This window comes from Arthrobacter sp. zg-Y179 (assembly GCF_020907345.1).
Taxonomy (GTDB): domain Bacteria; phylum Actinomycetota; class Actinomycetes; order Actinomycetales; family Micrococcaceae; genus Arthrobacter_B; species Arthrobacter_B jinronghuae.
On record NZ_JAJJOB010000010.1, the window covers coordinates 319,128 to 339,044 of the forward strand.

A 19,917-nucleotide genomic window follows, 5' to 3' on the forward strand; every position below is an offset into this window, starting at 1 on the left:
AGGCAAGGGGCAGGTTCGGGGCAGTTTCAGCCGCTAAGACTGGCGTAGACAACGTAGTTGTCGTCGAAGGTTCCGGTGGCAGGGTCAAAACCGTCGCAGGTGATCAGGCGCAGCTCTGCACCGGCTGTATTGCCGTACACCGCGAGCGTAGGAAACTCGTCTTTCCCGTACTGCTCTCCGCGGTCCACCGAGAAGACCGCAGTAGTCCCGTCTTCCCGAGCGATTTCGAGCCGGTCGCCGGGCACCAGGTTCCGCAGGCCGGCAAAGACTCCCTCGCCTCCACCCGTGGCATTGACATGCCCCAGCAGCACGGCCGGGCCGCGTTCCCCCGGTGTGGGCGAGCCCGTGTACCAGCTCGCCGGCGATCCGGGAGGCTCCGGCGGAACCTCCAGGGAACCGTCCTCCCGCAGTCCAAGATGCAGCAGCCGGGATTCAGTGCCGGTGGCAGGGATAGATAAGGACACCGGCGCGGAGGGGGCCAGCACCTGAGAAGAGTCAGCCGGCGGAGCTGCGGGCTGGCTCGGGACGGCGGCCGGGGAAGCCGGGGCAGCCGCCGTCGGTGTGCTTGTGGATGGTCCGGCCTCCGGGGCGGCCGTGGCGGGATACCGTCATGGGAATCGACGCTCCGGTAACGGGTCAGTCTTAGGCGTTGGCACGACGGCGGATAGCCATCGCCCCACCGGCCAGGGCCAGGACACCGGCGCCGGCTACGGCAATTCCGGCGGCGTTGCCGTTGCCGGCTGCTGCCTCCACCCCTGTGTCAGCTCCACCTTCGGGCATCGCATCCATCTGCGAACCGGCGAGGGTGCCGCAGGCCGCGGGGAGGGTCGCTGCGGCAGACAGCGTCTCGTCGAGGTCGGACATCTTCTCCGCTGCGGCGGCGGGCATCAGCGCGGGATCCACGCCATGGACTACAACTACCGCGGACCCGTCCTTCAGCGATGCTGCCGTCTCGGGAGTCAGTTCGAAGGTGCGCTCGTAGGTGTAGGCGGATCCGCCCGGGAAACGATCGATGGCCAGTGCGGAGTCTGCACTGGTGTCACCCTCGGTGGTGAGCGAGTTGCCGATGTGGCCGTAGAACGGGTGGCCCTCGGTCGTGTTGACCACTCCGTCGCCGTCGGTGTCGGCGTCGGGACCGGGGCAGACCCCCTGGGCGGCGATGTGGATGTGCTGTGCGTGCGGGAAGGGACCGTCCATAAACGTCTCGGCCGCTCCGGCGACGTTGACCGTTACCTTGGCTTCCATGCCGTGCACCTCCACCATGGCCTGGCCGGTGGTGCCGGAATTATTCATCGTGTTCAACGTGGCCTGGCTCGACCAGGAGTCTTCGCCATGGGCCATGGCGGGACCCGTCGAGAGGGCCAACGCACCCAGGGCCAGGGTGGGAACGGCTAGCAGGCGCATCTTCTTGTTCATGATCGGTTCCTTCGTCGTGTCGGTGTGCACATCGAGGTGCGTGCATCGGTCGTTAGACATGGAAGGTTCGGAGCCGATCCTCTTCCGGATGGGTGCCGGGAAAAAATACTTTGAAATCTTCACCAGCTACCTGTCCGGGAAAATAGACGAGACCCATCCAGCGGCGGTCCGGCAGCGAACACTGGGTATGGAGACTCGGTATCTGCGCGGTGCAAAAGTATGACAGTGTTCTCAGCGAACATCTCCCCGTCCGTTGCCTCGGCCGGGCGCCGCCGTCGAAGGGATGACCTGTGGGAGCCCATGACTGACTCTGGAACCGGCCCGACGGATTTCACCGCTCGGCCTGCCTCCGCACCGGAAGACTGGCAGGAGGGCCGAGGGGCCGGGCTCGCCGACCTGGTGCGCCGCTGCGGTGAAGGTGACGAAGCCAGTTTCGCGGCCCTGTATGACGCCACCTCTGCGAAGGTGTACGGGCTGGCGGTGCAGGTGACCCGGTCTCCGGAAATCGCGGCCGAAGTTGTCCAGGAGGTCTATCTGATGGCCTGGCAGCAGTCCGCACGTTTCGACCCGACACGCGGAACAGTGCTGGGATGGTTATGCACTCTTGCCCACCGGAGGGCGGTGGACCGGGTACGCAAGGTGGCCCGTGAACGGGAGCGGGAACAGACCTACGAGGACCAACGGACGGGACCGCCAGTGGACCAGACATGGCAGGAAGTGGAGCAGGGTATGAAAACCCATGAGGTGCAAACAGGGCTGAGCACTCTTACCCCGCTTCAGCGCGAAGCCGTTGCCTTGGCCTATTACCAGGGATTCACCTATCAGGAGGTTGCCCTGCGCCTGGACATCCCGTTGGGCACCGCCAAAGCCCGCATCCGTGACGGGTTGAAGAAGCTTCGCTCGGCATTGGGGGGACAAGCATGAACCAGCACAGCCACAACGCCGGGGACCTCCATGAGCTCGCCCCGCTGTATGCCGTGGACGCCCTGGAGCCGGCCGAGCGCCGCGAATTCGAACAGCACCTGGCGGACTGCCCCCGCTGCCAGGCGGAGGTCGCCGAATATGCCGAGGCCACCGCGGGCCTGGCTGCCGGGACGGCCCAGACTCCCCCGCCTGCCTTGCGCAGCTCCGTACTGTCTTCCATCCACGGCACCCAGCCGCTGCCTGGCCCCCAGACCGGACCCGCCGTCGTCGTCTCCCTGGAAGAACGACGACGACGGCGCGGACGTCGCCTCCTGGCGGCCGCAGCGGCTGCGGTCCTGCTCCCCGGAATCGGCCTGGCCGGCTGGAACCTGGGGGTCCAGTCGGAGCAGCGCGAGCAGGAACAGCTGTCAGCTCAGGAACAGGACCGGGAAACCCGGCTGCTGGCCGCACCGGATGTCGCCACGCAGCGCGTCGACGTCAATGGCCAGCCGGCCACCCTGGTTGTTTCGCGTGAGGAGGACGAAGCCCTGTTCGTCGCGGACACCCTTCCCGATCCCGGCGAGGGACGGGAGTACCAGCTGTGGCTGCTCGAGGGCGAGACTCCCATTCCGGATACGCACTTTTCCGGAGGGGACGTCAGCGTCTGGCTCAGCGGCGACGTCGCCAAGGCCGGAGCCGTGGCCCTGACGGTTGAGCCTGCGGGCGGGTCCTCCACGCCTACGTTCCCGCTGGTGGCCGTCGCCGAGATCTAGGCTTCCCTTTTAAACGGAACGTCCCGCCGCATCGACTTCGTGCAGCGGGACGTTCTCAGTGGAGGCTAGCGGCCGCGGCGCGCGAGGGCCTCGTTCACGCCGGCGTCGCCAAGCGCGCCGAGCCAGGCAAGCAGCTCCGGGCCGGCAGCGGGGTTGGCTGCCACCGCAGGGCGGGCCAGCGGATAGTCGGTGGCCAGTTCCTGCAGCCGGAGCGGGTCGGTACCCGGATCTTCGGCCTCGGCCAGGATGGCAACCTCGGCGGGGTCCACCTGCGCGGGCGGGGCGGCGGATGCACCGCCGCTGACGATGTCTGCTGCCGGAATGTTCATAACCGGTTCCGGATTTCCGTTCCCAAACTTTTCGTCCTGCATGCAGTCCTCCTTCAAATGGTTGCCTGAGTAAGCAGGCTTTCCATTATTCTTTCAGACCACGAGGGCCGCCGCCCAATCGCCGCCGCCCAATCGCCGCCGCCTCGCCAAAGGACTCAAGGGACTGCCGCGGTCGGCCGCTGCTCTGGCACCCTGCACTCCCCTGGCTCTACCCTCTCCGCGAACGTCACCGCCGGTAGTTGCCCGCGGTGTCCGGGGTGCGACATACTGAAGCCTAATTCGATTCGGATGAAGCCATCCTCTACCTAGTTTTTGCCCTTTCCGCCCCCACCGGCTGCGCGCAGGAACTGAAGGAGCTGCAAGCAGAGTGTTTTTCAAAACTTTCGGGTGGTCGTTTGTCATCACGGCCGCCGCGCTGGTAACGGCGTTCTTCTACGGCGGGGTAGAGGCACTCATCCTCTGCGCCATCCTGGGCGTTCTCGAAATCAGCCTTAGCTTCGACAATGCCGTGGTCAACGCGCGCATTCTCGAAAAAATGAGCCCCTTCTGGCAGAAGATGTTCCTCACCGTGGGCATCCTCATCGCCGTCGTCGGCATGCGCATCGTCTTCCCGCTGGTTATTGTGGGCGTCACCGCCAGCATCAACCCGATCGAAGCCCTGCAGCTGGCCCTCGAAAAGGGCGATCCGGACGAGCCCGGGAGCTACGGCTACCTCCTGCATGAAGCCCACCCGCAGATCGCCGCCTTCGGTGGCCTGTTCCTGCTGATGATCTTCCTGGACTTCATGTTCGAAGACCGCGACATCCGGTGGCTGCGCTGGCTGGAAACCCCGTTCGCCAAGGTCGGCAAGATCAACGGCGCTTCCCTGATCGTCGGCCTCGGTGCCCTGCTGGCCGCCGGTGCCCTCTCGGATCCCTCGCACACCACCGATGTCTTCGTCGCCGGCGCCGCCGGCCTGATCACCTACCTGCTGGTCACCGGCCTGGGTGACATGTTCGACGTCGACGGCGACGGCGACTTCGATGCCGACGACGTCGAGGCACGCGCCCCGAAGTCCGGCAACGGCGCCCTGGTGAAGGCCACCGGCAAGGCCGCCTTCATGCTCTTCCTCTACCTGGAAGTCATTGACGCGTCGTTCTCCTTCGACGGTGTCATCGGCGCCTTCGCGATCACCTCGGACCCGATCATCATTGCCCTGGGCCTTGGCCTCATCGGTGCGATCTTCGTCCGGTCCCTGACCGTGTTCCTCGTGAAGCAGGGCACCCTGGACGAGTTCGTTTACCTGGACCACGGTGCCCACTGGGCCATCGGCGCCCTGGCTGCCATCCTGCTGCTCACCATCGAAATCGAAATCAACGAGGTCATCACCGGCCTCATCGGCGTGGTCTTCATCCTCGCGTCGCTGACCTCCTCGATTGTGCGTAACAAGCGCGCAGCGAAGTCCGCCGGTGCATCAAAAGATCCTGTCTACACAAACTAACGAGGGAGAATCATGGGCCTGAGCCTGGAAAAAGGTCAGTCGCTGTCGCTGACGAAGAAGGACGGCGGAGCACTGAGCAAGACCCGCCTGGGACTGGGCTGGGATTCCGCTGCCCCGGTCAAGCGCGGCCTGTTCGGCGGCAAGAAGACCGCGGAAGTGGACCTCGATGCCTCGGCCATCTTCTTCGACGCCAACGGCAACGCTGTTGACCAGGTCTGGTACGGCCAGCTCGCCAGCAAGGACGGCTCCACCAAGCACACCGGCGACAACCTCACCGGCGCCGGCGAGGGCGACGACGAGGTCATCCTGGTGAACCTGGCAGCCGTCTCCCCCGCTGTGCAGAACATCGTGTTCGTGATCTCCAGCTACAGCCGGCAGACCTTCGACCAGGTGCAGAACGCCTTCTGCCGCCTGATCGACGACTCCACGCCCGGCAGCCCGGAAATCGCCCGCTACCAGCTGACCGACGCCGGCACCCACACGGCCATGGTTATGGCCAAGGTTGGCCGCGAAGGCTCCGGCTGGAGCTTCAAGGCCATCGGCGAACGCGCCCAGGGGCGTACCGTGATGGACCTGATCCCCACCGCAGCCCGCTCGCTCTAACCACCCGCCCGTCCGTAAGGAGAGCACCTTGTCCGGCCTGACACTTTCCAAAGGAAGCAATCTTTCCCTCACCAAGGCTGACCCGGGCCTGGAACGGGCCCTGATCGGCCTGGGCTGGGATCCGCGCACCACCAGCGGAGATCCGTTCGATCTGGACGCCTCCGCACTGCTGCTCGGAGCCGACGGCAAGGTGCGCTCCCAGGACGACTTCATTTTCTACAACCAGCTGTCCGCCAAGGACGGCTCGGTGGTCCACCTGGGCGATAACCGCACCGGCCAGGGCGACGGCGACGACGAGCAGATCCTGATTGACCTCAGCATCCTGACCGACGACGTCGACCGCGTGGTCATTGTGGTCTCCATCGACCAGGCCGAAGCGCGGCACCAGAACTTCGGGCAGGTGCGCGATGCGTACTGCCGGGTGGTCAACCAGGACACCGACGCAGAAGTTGTCCGCTACGACCTCAGCGAGGACGCCGCAGCGGAAACCTGCATGATTTTCGCCGAGATCTACCGCAACCGCGGAGAGTGGAAGTTCCGCGCCATCGGCCAGGGCTACGCGTCCGGGCTGTACGGGGTTGCCACCGACTTCGGCATCGCCCTCGACTAATCCCCACGTCTACAAGGAGCTGAACAGCATGGCAGGACTGACCCTCACCAAGGGCAACAACCTTTCCCTCACCAAAACCGATCCCGGACTCCAGAAGGCCGTAGTCGGCCTGGGCTGGGACCCGCGCACCACCACGGGCGAACCCTTCGACCTGGATGCCTCGGCGCTGATGATCGCAGCCAACGGCAAGGTGCGCTCCTCCGACGACTTCATCTTCTACAACCAGCCCGCCGCCAAGGACGGTTCCGTCACCCACCTGGGCGACAACCGTTCCGGCGCCGGCGAAGGTGACGACGAGCAGATCCTGATCGACCTGACCCAGATGGCCGCCGACGTCGACCGCGTGGTCATCGTCGTATCCATCGACCAGGCCGAAGCCCGGAACCAGAACTTCGGCCAGGTCCGCGGGGCGTACTGCCGCGTCATCAACCAGGACAACGACAGCGAAATTGTCCGGTTCGACCTCAGCGAGGACGCCGCTCCGGAGACCTCCATGATCTTCGCCGAGGTGTACCGCAACAACGGCGAGTGGAAGTTCAAGGCCGTCGGCCAGGGCTACGCCACCGGTCTGGCCGGCATCGCCACCGACTTCGGTGTGCAGCTCAGCTAGACTCGCATTTCAGTTACACCCTGCGGGGAGTGTTCCGCAGGCCGGGACACTCCCCGCATCCGTATACGCAGCTCACAAGAAAAGGCTGGACCATGACCACACCGTTGACTCCCCCGGACGCCACCGAAGCCGCCCTGGTGCTGAAAGCCCCGGAACCGCCCGCTCCGGTCGCTCCCGAGAGCGCTCCGGGCATGGTTCCGGTGCCGGAGGAACGCCGCGTCGAAATTGCCGCGCAGGCCAAGTCCTTCATGGAGGAAGTCTCCAAGCTGGACGCCCGCAGCCCGGAGTTCACCGCCCAGGTGGATTCCATCAACAAGCTGGCCGGTGCGGAGATGGTGCAGTCCGCCGGATACTCCACCCGCCTGCTGGACCGCTCCTCCACCTCCGTGGCCGGGGCGAAGAAGTCCGGCAACGACGCTCAGAAGAAGGTCGCCGTCACCCTGGGCGATCTGCGCAGCACCGTTGAGGACCTCACCCCGAACCAGGCGAACCTGGGCACCGGACGCAAGATCCTCGGCATCATCCCCGGCGGCAACAAGCTGGCCAAGTACTTCCAGAAGTACGAATCCGCCCAGGTCCAGCTGGACAAGATCATCAAGGCCCTGATGGCCGGCCAGGATGAACTGCTTAAGGACAACGCCTCCCTCGCCGGGGAAAAGGTGGAGCTGTGGAAGACCATGCAGACCCTGAGCGAATACTCCGTGCTCGCCGAGTCGCTGGATGCGGCCTGCGTGGAAAAGGTGGACAAGCTTAAGAACTCCGGGCAGATTGAGCAGGCCAACGCCCTCGAAGCGGACGTGCTCTTCCCCATCCGCCAGCGCCGCCAGGACATCCTCACCCAGCTGGCCGTGTCCGTGCAGGGCTACCTCGCCATGGACCTGATCCGCAAGAACAACGTGGAACTGATCAAGGGCGTGGAGCGGGCGCGCACCACCACCATCTCCGCCCTGCGCACCGCCGTCATCGTGGCCCAGGCCCTGGCCAACCAGAAGATGGTGCTGGACCAGATCGACGCGGTGAACACCACCACGAACAACATGATCCTGAGCACCAGCGAAATGCTCAAGGACCAGACCGCCCGGATCCACCAGCAGGCCTCCAGCTCCGGCGTGAGCGTGGAAACCCTGCAGAAGGCGTTCGACAACGTGTACCAGACCATGGACGCGATCGACACGTTCCGTTCGGAAGCGGCCCGCAACATGGAAGGGACCGTGAAGTCCCTGGAATCCACCATCACGCAGGCCAAGCCGTACCTCGAGCGCTCCCGCCAGAGCGAGTCCCGCTAAATGCCGGGCAGGACAGCACCGGTGGGTAGGAGCCGGCCATGGCAGTAGGCAGGTTCTTCGGTTCCCTCTTCGGCAACTCGCCGGAGCCGGAACCCCCACCGGCGCTGTCCCCGGCCACGCCGCCGTCGGGCCCCGACGCCGAACACCAGGAGACCGTGAAGTCCCTGGAAAACCTGCGCAGGGCCGTGCGCAGAGCCGGCGCCGCCCTGCCGACCCTGGTGTCTTCCATGGTTCGGCAGATCGATGACATCCTGGCGCCATTGGTGGAATACGTGGGCAGCCACGGCGCCTCCACCGAGCAGCGCGTGCTGCTCAACGCCATCATTACCAATTACCTCCCTACTCCCCTGCGTGCCTACGTGGCCCTCAGCGACCGGGAGCGGACCGAGAGTTCAGAGGCCACCACATTGCTCGTTGACCAACTCACCATCCTGGAAGGCATTGCCCGGGACCTGGAGAACCAGGTCCGCACCGGTGCCATTGCCGAGCTGTCCACCCACGGGCGGTTCCTCGATGACAAGTTCTCCCCCTCCTCCCTGACCTTCGGGGAGCACTGATGGGAACCCTGGTAGCCGGCGCCAACGCCGCCCTCACCGCCGAAAACCCCGGACTCACCTCCGTCCTGGTGGGACTGGGCTGGGATGTGATCCCCAGCCGCGGTCCCGCAGCCGAACTCGTTCCGCTGACCCTGCTGTGCGGCTCCGACGGCCGGGTCCTCTCCGACGAGCATCTGGTCTTCTTCAACCAGATCGCCAGCCCGGAGGGTTCCGTCGTGTTCGAGGGCGACGACGACACCGAGCAGATCGACGTCGACCTGTCCCGGGTGCCGGACGCCGTCTCCAAGATTGTCTTCGCCGTCTACGCCGACCCGGAGATGCGCGGACCCGGCACCTTCGCCGCCGTGCGCAGCGCCTACATCCGGGTGGCGCGGCCCAACGGCGGGGAACTGGTCCGCTTCGACCTGCCCTCGGCGAACCGGGACAGCATTACCGCCATGATGTTCGGCGAGCTGTACCGGCACCGCACCGACTGGAAGTTCCGCGCCCTGGGCCAGGGGTACACCACCGGCCTGCGCGGACTGGCTGCCGACTTCGGATTCGACCTTTAGGCGATGGCCGTCAACCGCTCGTCGGCCGTCCGCACCGACCTTCCGTTCCTGAGCCGCCGGGTTAAGCCGCGTGCTGCGGCTCCGGTGGCACCCCAGGCTGCACCCGCACCCGCACCTGCCCCCGCACCGCGAACGACGCCGGCACCTGCCGCAGCGCCGCGCACTTCCGCGCCCGCCCGGCCCGCTACCCCCGCCACCCCGGCTCCGGGGTCCCTCTCGCTGTCCCCGACGCCGCGGCAGCAGCCCGCGCCGTCGGTTTCCCCGTCGCTTTCGCTGGGTCTGTCCCCCAATGCCGAGGCGGCCAACAGCCGTGCCGCTGCCCCCGCAGCGTCCCGGCCGACGTCGTCGTCCCGCACCCCTGAACCCGTACGGGCGGAGCCCCTGCACAACAGGCTCTTCCCGGCACCGGGCATGGGCGAGCTGCGCAGCCTGGACCGGCAGAACCCGGTAGTGCGCCTGACCCCCATGGAATCCGCCGTGGGCAGCCTCGTGGTTGCCGGTACCGTGCGTGCGGTGTGGGAAGGGCCGGGATACAGCACCGGTTCCGTTTCCGCCGGCGAGTTCCGGCCCGAAGACCTGGACGGCGTTATGGTCCAGGCTCCGGGCAACCGGCCGCTGGTCGGCTATGAGGACGAGCTCGCGCTGGTCCCGCTGCGCCATGTTCGGATGCTGCGCCGGGCACTGTTCTTCCCGAAACCGAAGCAGCCCATGAGCGTGGGAGTCTACAACGGCAAGTCGGTGACCATCCCGGCACAGGCCGGCCACCGCAGCTATTACGCGCTTTCCGTGATCCGCATTGACGACGTACTGGAACTGCGGGCCGAGGAACTGCCGTACGGCATGGAGTTCAAAGCCATCTGGGAGGCCTTCGGCTTCACCATGACCACCCGCCTCCCCTACCAGGGGCGGTAACCGCGATGCGTCATTTCTCCTACCTGAGCGAGCCTGAAACCGCCCGCCTGTTCCATCTCGCACCCCAGGAACTGACCCTCGATTCCGACGCGGGCCTGCTGGCCACCGCGCTCGGGGCCACGCTTTACTGCCCCGCGACCCGGCCGGACCTGGTCAAGGACATCCGCAAGCAGGCCGCCCGCGGAGCCGTCAGCATGGTCATCTGCCTGGAGGATTCCATTGCCGACGCAGAGGTCCCGGCCGCAGAGACCAATGTGGTGGGTGCCCTCGCCGAACTGCATGCCGCCGGCATCCGGAAAGCCGGCGACCCCGAAGACCTGATGCTCTTCGTCCGCGTCCGCACGCCCGAACAGCTGCTGAGCCTTGCCGAGCGCGGCGGCCAGACCCTGGACGTCCTCACCGGGTTCGTGATTCCGAAGTTCGAGAACACCTCCGGCGCCGCCCAGCGCTTCCTCGACGCCCTGCACACCGTGAACGACGCCCGGTGGGCCGCCGATCCCGGTGCCCGGCCGCTGCGGATCATGCCGATCCTCGAGTCTCCGCTGATGATCCATGCCGAGACCCGCACGCATACCCTCGGCGGTATCTTCGAGGTGCTGGAAGCGAACCGGCCGGACATCCTGGCCGTGCGGATCGGCGCGACGGACATGTCCAGCGCCTACGGGCTGCGCCGTTCCCGGGACCTCACCATTTACGACGTCAAGGTGGTCTCCGCGGTGATCGGGGACATCGTCAACATGCTCGGCAGGCCGGGCGGCTTTGTCATCAGCGGACCGGTCTGGGAACACTACAGCTCCGGCGAGCGGCTGCTGCGTCCGATGCTTCGTTCCTCTCCCTTCGCGGACGCGGACGAGCTGGGTCTGCGCCAGCGGCTGCTGACAGCGAACCTGGACGGGCTGATCCGCGAAATCGAACTGGACCAGGCCAACGGACTGCTCGGCAAGACCGTTATCCATCCCTCGCATGTTCCCCTGGTCCACGCCATGTCCGTGATCAGCCACGAGGCGTACCTGGATGCCCTCCACATCTCCGGCGAGGCCGGGGGCGGTGCGGCGGCGTCGCCCTACCGCAACAAGATGAACGAAATGAAACCGCATCAGGCGTGGGCAGCTTCCACCCTCGTCCGGGCCGCCGCCTTCGGCGTTGCAGCCCCCGACATCACCTATGTAGATCTTCTGGAAGCGAGCATGAATTGAAGCACCACCCCTGGACCGGCGGATTTGTGAACGAGGCCCTGGGAGTGCGGATCACCTCTGATCCTGCAGCACTGTTGCCGGTAGAGGACCTGGTGGGACTGGCCCTGCGTCGCAACCCCCGCCGCGCGCACCTGCTCGTGTCCCGTGTGTTGGCCAAGCATGTGCCCACCGAACCGGCGCTCGTCCTGGCGGCCGGCGAGCTGCTCGGCGCACTGGCCGGAGCGGCACTCGGCAGCAAGGTGGACGACGCCGTGCTGCGCGGCGTCGCAGCCGAACTGGCGGCGGTGCTCGAGGACGGCGAAAGAACGGCCGGGTCCAGGCGGGCGAACGACGGCGGCCGCCACGCCGCGCCCCGCACACCGCGCGCCCGGCTGCAGTATGCCCGCGAACGGCTCTGGGACCTGCCCGTCTCCCACCCCGAGGTGGTGACCATCGGCTACGCGGAGACCGCCACCGGTCTGGGCCGGCTCGTCGCCGACATGCTCGGCTCGTACTACATCCATTCCACCCGGCACGCCCCGGAGGGTGCGGTGGCGTACGGCGCGTTCGAGGAAGCCCATTCACACGCCACCTCGCACCGGCTGCTGCCCGTGGATCCGGCCCAGCTGAACAGCCCGGGCCCCGTGGTGCTGGTCGACGACGAGCTGAGCACCGGCGCCACCGTCATCAACACCATCACCGAACTCCACGCCGCCGCACCGCATCCGCTCTACGTGGTGGCCTCGCTCATCGACCTGCGCTCCGACGCCGACCGTGCCCGTTTCGACGAGCTCGCGGACGAGCTGGGCTGCAGCATCCGCGTGGTCGCTCTGGGGACGGGCAGCATCGAACTCGGTGAAGACATCCTGGCCCGGGCCGAGAACCTGATCGGCGGGCTTTCGGACTCCCCTGCCGGGGCCGCCGGTTCTGCTTCCGCACCCGGCACCGTGACCCTGCTGGAGGACACCGCACGAAGCCTGCGCAGTGACCGCTTCGGCAACCGTGCCGGCATCTCCTCCGATTACCTCGGCACCCTGCCGGACGCCCTGCCGGGAGCAGTCTCGGCAGAAAGCCTGGCTCTCGTTGCCTCCCGCATCTCCGCCGCGCTGCCCGCTTCGGCGGAATCGGTGCTGGTCCTGGGCTGCGAGGAATTCATCCATGTGCCGCTGACCATCGCCAATGCCGTGGCCGAAGCGCTGCCGGGCGCCTCCGTCCGGTTCTCCACCACCACCCGCTCCCCCATCGTGCCGATCGACCGGCCGGACTATGCCATTGCCAATGCCGTGGACTTCGCCAGCCACGATCTCACCGAGGACGGTCCCGGCCCGCGGCACGCCTACAACGTCGGACCCCGCCGGACTGCCGACGGCAGCTCATCCACCACCGGCTTCGACTGCATTGTGCTTCTGCCCGAACCCGGCACCGACCCTGCATCCATCACCGGTCCGGGCAGCGTGACCGAGGCGCTGCGCGCGGTGACCGGCGCCGTCGTCGTCGTACTGTTGCCGGCCGATGTCCCCGCGGACTGGACCGGTTCCGCTGCTGCGGCCGTGCCGCTCACCGGCCCGGAGTTCGGCTCCTACGCGCCCGAGGACGTGACCTGGCTGCTGAAGGACCTGCGCGACGCCCAGCTGGAGGCCCCCACCGCCGAGCGGGAGGCTGCCATCCAGTCCGGCGGGGCGAACTACGCCGAGTCGCTGCCGATGGAGTACCTGCCTTCGGCGCAGTACCAGGACCTGTACGAGGAGGCGCTGCGCCGTTCCGCGCCCCGGGTCGCGTCCGCCGTCGGCACCGTGACCGAACTGGCCCTGTCCGCCCGGAACCGTGAACCGGTTCTGGTGTCGCTCGCCCGGGCCGGCACCCCGATCGGAATCCTGATGCGCCGCTGGGCGCAGCGGATGCACGGGCTGGACCTGCCGCACTACACCATGAGCATTGTGCGCGGCGTGGGGATGGATGAAACGGCGCTGCGTTACCTGGCGCGGACGTACTCCCCCGAGCGGATCCTGTTCGTGGACGGCTGGACCGGCAAGGGCGCCATCACGCGCGAACTGACCGCGGCACTGGATAAGTTCGAAGCCACCGACGGCGTACGGTTCTCCTCGGAGCTTGCGGTGCTGGCCGATCCCGGCCATTCCGTGGAGCTGTTCGGCACGCGGGAGGATTACCTGATCCCGTCGGCCTGCCTGAACTCGACCGTCTCCGGGCTGGTGTCCCGCACGGTATTCAACAAGGACCTCATTGCGCCGGACGATTTCCACGGCGCGAAGTTCTACGCCCATCTCGCCGGCGCCGACGTGTCCCGGGATTTCCTGGCGGCGATCGAGCGGCACTTCGACGACGTGCGGCCCGAAGCGGAGGCTGCTGCGGCGTCGCTCGCTGCTGCCGACCGGACCCCCACCTGGGTGGGCTGGCAGGCCGTGGAGCGCCTGAGCGAGGAATACGGCATCCACAACGTGAACCTGGTGAAGCCCGGCGTCGGCGAGACCACCCGCGTGCTGCTGCGCCGGGTGCCGTGGAAGGTGCTGGTGCATCCCGGGGCGCTGGAGGACGTGGCGCATGTGCTGCTGCTGGCCGAACAGCGCGGCGTGCCCGTGGAGGAGGTGCCGGACCTGCCGTTCAGCTGCGTGGGCCTGATCCATCCCCGCTTCACCGCCGGCGCCGTGGGCGCGGACGGCCGGGCGGTTGCTGCTGCCGCTCCGGGGGCCGACGCGTGAAGACGATGCTCGCGTCCGATCTGGACCGCACCCTGATCTACTCCGCCAACGCGCTGTTCCTGAACACCGAGGATGCCCTGGCTCCGGCCATGGTGGTGGCCGAAGTCTATGAGGGTAAGCCGCTGTCCTTTATGACCCGTGCGGCCGAGGCGCTGCTGGTCTCTGCCTCGGAGGCCTCCGTGTTCGTCCCGGTGACCACGCGGACCGTGGCGCAGTACCGGCGGATCCAGCTGCCCGGTCCGACGCCGGAGTATGCCGTCACCACCAACGGCGGCGTCATCCTGCACCACGGGGAGCCCGACGCCGACTGGCAGGCCTCCGTGCGCGGCCTCGTCACGTCCGGGTGCGCGCCGCTGGCCGAGATCGAGGCTTACCTGGGCCGTCCTGAGTTCCATGAATGGATTCTGAAGCTTCGTTCCGCTGAGGATCTGTTCGCGTACGCGATTGTGGACCGAGATGCCCTCCCCGGGGAGTTCCTGCTGGCTCTGGAGGACTGGTGCGATGCGCGCGGCTGGACCGTGTCGCTGCAGGGCCGCAAGCTCTACTGTGTGCCGACGCCGGTCACCAAGCAGCAGGCCGTGGCCGAGGTTGCCCGCCGGATCGGTGCGGACCGCATCATCGCTGCCGGGGATTCCCTGCTGGACCGGCCGATGCTGGAGTGCGCCGACATCGCCTTCCGTCCCGCACACGGCGAACTGGACGACGCCGGCTACTTCGAGCCGCACCTGCAGGTCACCGAGGCGCGCGGGATCCTGGCCGGGGAAGAAATTGTCCGGCGGATGCTGGGGCTGGTACGGGCCTAGAGGTTGAAGCGCGGCGGGGCAGGAACAGGTCCGGTGACGGGCCGGTCGATGCCGATCACCCCTGCTGCATAGCTCAGGAATTCCTCCAGCCGCCGGTTGAAGGTCTCCGGGACACCGAAGGACTTTCCGCTGCCGATTCGGAAGCCGAAGGTGTCGAACGCATGCACCTCGATGGCGGCACCGGTTCCGGACTCGGACGCAGTAAAGGTCAAGGCGACCGGCAAATGCGCGCGGCCCTCAGCGGTCATGTTGCCCCACGTCCGGTACAGCGTGTTTGACCCCATGTGCACCTCCAGCGAGGACTTTTCCCGCCGGACGTCCTCGCCGTGGGATGAGAAAGCCGAGGCCAACGCGTCCAGGACCGCCTGCGGCGGCTGGGCCGAGGTCCACTGCTCCTTCTTTTCCACTATCGGTTTCGTGCTGAACAACCCCATGGCGATACCCCTGTTTGAGACCGGTTTATTTGAGAGTGGTTTATTCGAGAGTTGCGCCGGTGAAGGCCTGCTCGTAGAGAGCCGCTTGCTCGGGACTAAGTGCTCCCGACACCCGTAGGAGCACTGTTCCCTGCAGATAGTGGTACTCAGCGTTGAAGGCCGGTCCCATGCCGATGTGCTGCTGCAGCGCGTACAAGCGGTCCTGGGCTTCTGCTTCGCTGGCAAATACCTCCACGACGGCTCCGCCGACCACGCTGTTCTCAGTCGCCGCAGCACCAGTGTCGGCAATCCACGCAGCAGACGTGTACTTGCCGGGCTGGCCGATAGACCCGGTTGAATCATTGGCTTCCGTCACTTCAATGACGGATGTGATGGTCGGTACTACTGCCTGCAGACGTTGGGCAATGGTTATGGCGGTCAGGGGCTGCGCAGCGTCGTCGGCGGGAGCGGACGTACTGGGGGCGGCCGACGGCGTGGCCGGGGCCGTCGTCCCGGTGGTGGACGGGGTCGGGGTGGCCTTGGCCGACGCCGATACGCTCGGGGAAGCTGCGGAAACGGGTTGTTTGGCTGCTTCGGATGAGCACCCAGCTATTCCCAGAGAACCGATAAGCAGCAGCCCGGCAATACTTCCCTTGTGCATTCTTCCCCCCATATCTGCAGACCGATTATCTGCCACAGCCTATCCCGGAGAAATATGCGACTCTTCCAGCTGATACGGCGGACAGCAGAGCGCGGGCTGCCCTCCTGCGCCCAGTGTCGCCTACGCCGGGCGTTCCACGCCGAGGGCGGCGGCGGCCTTCCCCAACAGGACGTCCAACCGGTTCGCGAAGGTTTCATCCGCTCCGAAGTACATACCGCCTTCGAACCGGAAGCCGAACGTGTCGAACGCCCGTGCCGTAATGCTGGTCCCGGAAGGGGTGACACGTGTCCGGAACTCCACGGCCACGGGCACGCTGGCCCAGCGTGGCTTAAGCCTGCTCCAGCAGCATCGACACGCCCTGGCCCAGCCCCACACACATGGTCACCAAGCCCCTCGAGGCACCCTCGCGTTCCATCCGGTTCAGCATCGTCACCGTAAGCCGGGACCCGGACGACCCCAGCGCATGCCCAAGGGCGATGGCCCCGCCGTCGCGGTTCACAATGGACTCGTCCAGGTTCAGGGCACGTATGCACGCCAGTGACTGCGCGGCGAAGGCCTCGTTCAGCTCCACGGCTTCGATGTCGCCGATCGACCAGCCGGCCCGGTCCAGCACCTTCTGCGTCGCAGGCACCGGCCCGATGCCCATCACCGCCGGCGCCACCCCGGCGGAGGCGCCGTCGACAATCCGGGCACGCGCGTTCAACCCGAGCCGGCGGACGGCATCGGCACTGGCGACGACGACGGCGGACGCGCCGTCGTTCAGCGAGCTCGAGTTCCCGGCGGTCACCACGCCGTCGGGCCGCACGATGGGCCGCAGCTTCGCCAGGGCCTCGATACTGGTTTCCCGGCGTGGCCCCTCGTCGGTCTTCACCACACCCTTTTTCGTTTCCACCGGCACGATCTCGTCCGCGAACCGCCCCTCGTCAATGGCCGCGACCGCCCGCTGATGCGAGCGCAGCGCGAAGGCGTCGGAGTCCTCGCGGGAGATCCCGTCCCGGGCGGCCAGCTCCTCGGCGGTTTCGGGCATGGAGTAGGTGGTGCCGGGCAGGTCGTAGAACCGAGGATTGGTGAAGCGGGCACCGATCGCGGAATCGGCCAGCTCCCCGGGATTCGCGAAGGCTTTCTCCGGTTTCGCCAGCACCCACGGCGCCCGCGACATCGATTCCACTCCCCCGGCCACCACAATGTCCGCGGCACCCGTCTTGATCATCTGCGCGGCCGTGATGATCGCACTGAGCCCGGAGGCGCAGAGCCGGTTCACCGTCATTGCCGGCACGGTGTCGGGGAACCCGGCGAGCAGAGTCGCCATCCGGGCCACGTTCCGGTTGTCCTCGCCGGCCTGGTTCGTGTTGCCCAGCAGCACCTCGTCGACGTTGGCCGGGTTCACCCCTGCCCGGGCCACCGCTTCCCGAAGTACCAAGGCTGCCAGATCGTCGGGGCGGACGCTCGAGAGGGCACCGCCGTAGCGGCCGACGGGAGTGCGGACGCCGGACACCAGGTAAGCCTCAGTCATGCAGGAAATAGTACTGCGCCCGCAATAGTAATGTGACTTGGACAACACGCCGCCGATCCCGGCAAGACACCCCGTTCGGGCCGCAGAGCTGCGGCCGCAGGAGGAACCATGAGCACGCCCACGACGCCGTCCACCGCCCCGGCTTCCCCCGCCCCCGCTGCGCCGGACCTCGAGACCCTCCGCACGACGTCGGACGTCCTGGGTTTGGACGGGCTCCTCACCGCGGACGAGCTGGCCCTCCGCGCGAAAGTCCGGGCCTTCGTGGATGAGCGCATCCGTCCGAACATCAAGGACTGGTACGAGGACGCGGTGTTCCCGGTGGAGATCGTCCGGGAGCTGGGCGACCTCGGGCTACTCGGCATGCATCTGGAAGGCTACGGCTGCCCCGGCCGCTCCGCCGTCGAGTACGGGATCGCCGCCATGGAACTGGAGGCCGGCGATTCGGGCCTGCGCACCTTCGTCTCCGTGCAGGGCTCGCTGGCCATGACCGCGATCCATAAATGGGGCTCCGAGGAGCAGAAGAACCGGTACCTGCCCGGCATGGCCCGCGGCGAACTGATCGGCTGCTTCGGCCTCACCGAACCCACTGCCGGTTCCGACCCGTCCAGCATGAGCACGTTTGCCCGGCACGACGGCGACGGCTGGGTCCTGACCGGCGCCAAGCGGTGGATCGGGCTGGCCTCCATTGCCGACGTCGCCGTGATCTGGGCGCAGACCGACGACGGCGTCCGCGGCTTCCTCGTCCCCACGGACACCCCGGGCTTCTCCGCCGTGCCAATCGAGCCGAAGCTCTCCATGCGGGCCTCCATCCAGTGCGATGTGTTCCTGGCGGACGTGCGGCTGCCCGACTCGGCGCTGCTGCCCGGAGCGAAGGGCCTGCGCGGACCGTTCTCCTGCCTGAACGAGGCCCGCTACGGGATCCTCTGGGGCTCGATGGGCGCGGCCCGGGACAGCTACGAGGAGGCGCTGAAGTATTCACTGGAACGGCTGCAGTTCGACAAGCCGCTCGCCGCCTACCAGATCACCCAGGAGAAGCTGGTGAACATGCTGCTGGAAATCTCCAAGGGCGTGCTGCTGGCCATCCACACCGGGCGGCTCAAGGATGCAGGCACGCTGGAACCGGTGCAGATTTCCGTGGGCAAGCTGAACAATGTGCGCGAAGCGATCGCGATCTGCCGGGAGGCCCGCGCCATCCTGGGCGGCAACGGCATCACGCTGGACTATTCACCGCTGCGGCACGCCAACAACCTCGAATCGGTGCGGACCTACGAGGGCACCGACGAAGTGCACACCCTGATCCTGGGCCAGCACATCACGGGAATTTCCGCGTTCCGGTAGGCGGTAGACGGTTTACCGGGCGGCAGGCAGTACGGCTTCGATGGCCGCGTCAGTCGGATCCGGTGCGTCTATCGGCGGGGCGAATGACGACGGCGGCGGGGTTGGCCGGGGCGGCGACGGCGGGTTGGGCGGGAACGGGAATTCCGGCGGAATGACCGGGATGTCCGGGTCCGGGGTCCCCGGGTCCGGCGGCTCCGGCGGTCCCGGCGGTGTGGGCGGGACCGAGGGCGGCGCCGTCGGGTCCGGGCTGGGCGGGGAGGTCGGCGGTTCGGTGGGAGGTTCCGTCGGCGGCTCCGTCGGTGGCTGCGCAGGCGGCTGGCCTGGTTCCGGCGGTTCAGGCGAGGGTTCGGTCGGCGGGGGCTGCGGCGAATTGCCCGGCGGGTTCACCGGTGGCTGCTGAGGTGCCGGTTGCGGGTTCCGGGCGGCGTCCTCAGCACGCGCGCGTTCTTCGGCAGCCCGTTGCTGTGCCTGCTCCCATCGGTCTGCCTCCGCCTGACGCGTCCTTTCCTCCTCAGCCTGGCGTGCCTCTTCCTCCTGCTCATCCAGCTGGGATGCACTGTCCAGCCACACGAGGTCCCCGGCCGGGTTGCGCGTGCAGCGGTACTCCACCTGGCGTTCCGTGCGCACGTCCCCCTCGGTGGCACACGGGCCGTTTCGGATGGAAACCTGCTGGACGGGTTCCTGCACCAAAGCATCAGCAAGTACGGCTACGTCGTCCGGCTCGTTGGCAGAATCGTCGATGGCGTCCTCCACTCCGGGCGGGACGGGGAGGTTTAGGACGGAGCCGGGCGGCGGCGTCGTCGGCAGGGCGAAAGGATCGGGCCGCGGCCGAAGACCGTCGGCCTCTGCAGATAGTGAACTTGGAACGGGATCCGGCGTCGAGACGACTCCAGCGACCATGCCGACCACCAACACCACGGCGCCAAGGGACAGGGCGAATTTCCGCTGTTCGAGCGTGTCCAGGTTGGCCCAGCTGCGACGTCGGAAACCCAACGCGTAGAGCGCGGTAAGCACCAGCAGCGATCCGATGGCCAGCAGCCACACGATGACGCCGAGGCTCCCCTGCAGTGCCGCAACCCAGAGCAACCCGGCTGCCAGGCCGAGGACCAACCACGCGGAGCGGGGATTCCCGAGACCGGGACTTCGCTGCGGCACGGACGCATTGAAGGGAGCTGCTGCCGGTGTTGATTCGTGCGACATGATGCCTCAGCGCTGTGGAACCGGGCCGGTCTCCCCCCGATCCGCGGACCGCGGCCGGCTTCTGATG

Annotated in this window: 22 protein-coding genes; 14 read left to right on the plus strand and 8 right to left on the minus strand. The window is 67.2% G+C overall.

The genetic code is table 11. The annotated features are described in order from the left end of the window. Nucleotides 1-26: 26 nt before the first annotated feature. Nucleotides 27-485 (minus strand): class F sortase, encoded by a 459-nt coding sequence (locus LOC56_RS12725; RefSeq protein WP_229952610.1) that lies wholly within the window; start codon nt 483-485, stop codon nt 27-29. 157 nt (nt 486-642) lie between these two features. Next, the gene (locus LOC56_RS12730) at nt 643-1,476 is read right to left on the minus strand and encodes a hypothetical protein (protein ID WP_229952611.1); all 834 of its coding nucleotides are present in this window, start codon (nt 1,474-1,476) and stop codon (nt 643-645) included. A gap of 240 nt (nt 1,477-1,716) precedes the next feature. On the opposite strand from LOC56_RS12730, the gene LOC56_RS12735 reads away from it, so the two are divergent. Together LOC56_RS12735 and LOC56_RS12740 are read left to right on the plus strand one after the other, a co-directional pair. Next, on the plus strand, nt 1,717-2,340 hold the full coding sequence (locus LOC56_RS12735; RefSeq protein ID WP_229952612.1) for a sigma-70 family RNA polymerase sigma factor: 624 nt from the start codon (nt 1,717-1,719) through the stop codon (nt 2,338-2,340). After that, a complete protein-coding gene (locus LOC56_RS12740; RefSeq protein WP_229952613.1) occupies nt 2,337-3,092 on the plus strand; it encodes an anti-sigma factor in 756 nt (251 codons plus the stop codon). The genes LOC56_RS12735 and LOC56_RS12740 overlap by 4 nt, the downstream gene beginning before the upstream one ends. A 65-nt stretch (nt 3,093-3,157) precedes the next feature. Here the strand turns inward: LOC56_RS12740 and LOC56_RS12745 are convergent, their stop codons facing one another. After that, nucleotides 3,158-3,463: a variant leucine-rich repeat-containing protein gene (locus LOC56_RS12745; RefSeq protein WP_229952614.1), complete on the minus strand. Its 306-nt coding sequence runs from the start codon at nt 3,461-3,463 to the stop codon at nt 3,158-3,160. A gap of 325 nt (nt 3,464-3,788) precedes the next feature. Here LOC56_RS12745 and LOC56_RS12750 point away from each other — a divergent pair, with 325 nt between their 5' ends. The 11 genes from LOC56_RS12750 to LOC56_RS12800 all read left to right on the plus strand — a co-directional run bounded on the left by LOC56_RS12750 (nt 3,789) and on the right by LOC56_RS12800 (nt 14,725). Further along, on the plus strand, nt 3,789-4,901 hold the full coding sequence (locus tag LOC56_RS12750; protein ID WP_229952615.1) for a DUF475 domain-containing protein: 1,113 nt from the start codon (nt 3,789-3,791) through the stop codon (nt 4,899-4,901). A gap of 12 nt (nt 4,902-4,913) precedes the next feature. After that, complete coding sequence (locus LOC56_RS12755; protein WP_227923335.1) at nt 4,914-5,504, plus strand: TerD family protein; 591 nt, start codon at nt 4,914-4,916, stop codon at nt 5,502-5,504. Between the two features lie 28 nt (nt 5,505-5,532). Next, nucleotides 5,533-6,114 (plus strand): TerD family protein, encoded by a 582-nt coding sequence (locus tag LOC56_RS12760; protein WP_227923333.1) that lies wholly within the window; start codon nt 5,533-5,535, stop codon nt 6,112-6,114. 28 nt (nt 6,115-6,142) lie between these two features. Continuing rightward, nucleotides 6,143-6,724, plus strand: a complete 582-nt coding sequence (locus LOC56_RS12765; protein ID WP_227923331.1) for a TerD family protein — start codon at nt 6,143-6,145, stop codon at nt 6,722-6,724. 92 nt (nt 6,725-6,816) lie between these two features. Then, entirely contained in the window at nt 6,817-8,010 is a 1,194-nt protein-coding gene (locus LOC56_RS12770) for a toxic anion resistance protein (protein ID WP_227923330.1), read from the plus strand. A gap of 38 nt (nt 8,011-8,048) precedes the next feature. Next, nucleotides 8,049-8,567: a hypothetical protein gene (locus tag LOC56_RS12775; RefSeq protein ID WP_229952616.1), complete on the plus strand. Its 519-nt coding sequence runs from the start codon at nt 8,049-8,051 to the stop codon at nt 8,565-8,567. Continuing rightward, nucleotides 8,567-9,118, plus strand: coding sequence for a TerD family protein (locus LOC56_RS12780; RefSeq protein ID WP_229952617.1), 552 nt, complete (start codon nt 8,567-8,569; stop codon nt 9,116-9,118). Before LOC56_RS12775 ends, LOC56_RS12780 begins: the two co-directional genes overlap by 1 nt. Nucleotides 9,119-9,121: 3 nt before the next feature. Continuing rightward, nucleotides 9,122-10,030 (plus strand): hypothetical protein, encoded by a 909-nt coding sequence (locus LOC56_RS12785; protein WP_229952618.1) that lies wholly within the window; start codon nt 9,122-9,124, stop codon nt 10,028-10,030. Between the two features lie 5 nt (nt 10,031-10,035). After that, nucleotides 10,036-11,226, plus strand: a complete 1,191-nt coding sequence (locus tag LOC56_RS12790; RefSeq protein WP_229952619.1) for an HpcH/HpaI aldolase/citrate lyase family protein — start codon at nt 10,036-10,038, stop codon at nt 11,224-11,226. Then, nucleotides 11,223-13,922: a phosphoribosyltransferase domain-containing protein gene (locus LOC56_RS12795; protein ID WP_229952620.1), complete on the plus strand. Its 2,700-nt coding sequence runs from the start codon at nt 11,223-11,225 to the stop codon at nt 13,920-13,922. Before LOC56_RS12790 ends, LOC56_RS12795 begins: the two co-directional genes overlap by 4 nt. 5 nt (nt 13,923-13,927) lie before the next feature. After that, a complete protein-coding gene (locus tag LOC56_RS12800; RefSeq protein ID WP_229952806.1) occupies nt 13,928-14,725 on the plus strand; it encodes an HAD family hydrolase in 798 nt (265 codons plus the stop codon). On the opposite strand, the gene LOC56_RS12805 is transcribed toward LOC56_RS12800, so the two are convergent. The 4 genes from LOC56_RS12805 to LOC56_RS12820 all read right to left on the minus strand — a co-directional run bounded on the left by LOC56_RS12805 (nt 14,722) and on the right by LOC56_RS12820 (nt 17,312). Next, nucleotides 14,722-15,132 carry a hypothetical protein gene (locus LOC56_RS12805; RefSeq protein ID WP_229952621.1) on the minus strand — a complete coding sequence of 137 codons (411 nt, stop codon included), beginning with the start codon at nt 15,130-15,132 and terminating at the stop codon, nt 14,722-14,724. The genes LOC56_RS12800 and LOC56_RS12805 overlap by 4 nt on opposite strands. Before the next feature lie 67 nt (nt 15,133-15,199). Next, nucleotides 15,200-15,799, minus strand: coding sequence for a hypothetical protein (locus LOC56_RS12810; RefSeq protein WP_229952622.1), 600 nt, complete (start codon nt 15,797-15,799; stop codon nt 15,200-15,202). 120 nt (nt 15,800-15,919) lie between these two features. Further along, nucleotides 15,920-16,111 carry a hypothetical protein gene (locus LOC56_RS12815; protein WP_229952623.1) on the minus strand — a complete coding sequence of 64 codons (192 nt, stop codon included), beginning with the start codon at nt 16,109-16,111 and terminating at the stop codon, nt 15,920-15,922. A gap of 16 nt (nt 16,112-16,127) precedes the next feature. Then, on the minus strand, nt 16,128-17,312 hold the full coding sequence (locus LOC56_RS12820) for a thiolase family protein (protein ID WP_229952624.1): 1,185 nt from the start codon (nt 17,310-17,312) through the stop codon (nt 16,128-16,130). 108 nt (nt 17,313-17,420) lie between these two features. Between LOC56_RS12820 and LOC56_RS12825 the strand changes: the two genes are divergently transcribed. Beyond that, nucleotides 17,421-18,650 carry an acyl-CoA dehydrogenase family protein gene (locus LOC56_RS12825; RefSeq protein WP_229952625.1) on the plus strand — a complete coding sequence of 410 codons (1,230 nt, stop codon included), beginning with the start codon at nt 17,421-17,423 and terminating at the stop codon, nt 18,648-18,650. Between the two features lie 12 nt (nt 18,651-18,662). On the opposite strand, the gene LOC56_RS12830 is transcribed toward LOC56_RS12825, so the two are convergent. Further along, a complete protein-coding gene (locus LOC56_RS12830) occupies nt 18,663-19,850 on the minus strand; it encodes a hypothetical protein (protein WP_229952819.1) in 1,188 nt (395 codons plus the stop codon). Between the last annotated feature and the right edge of the window lie 67 nt (nt 19,851-19,917).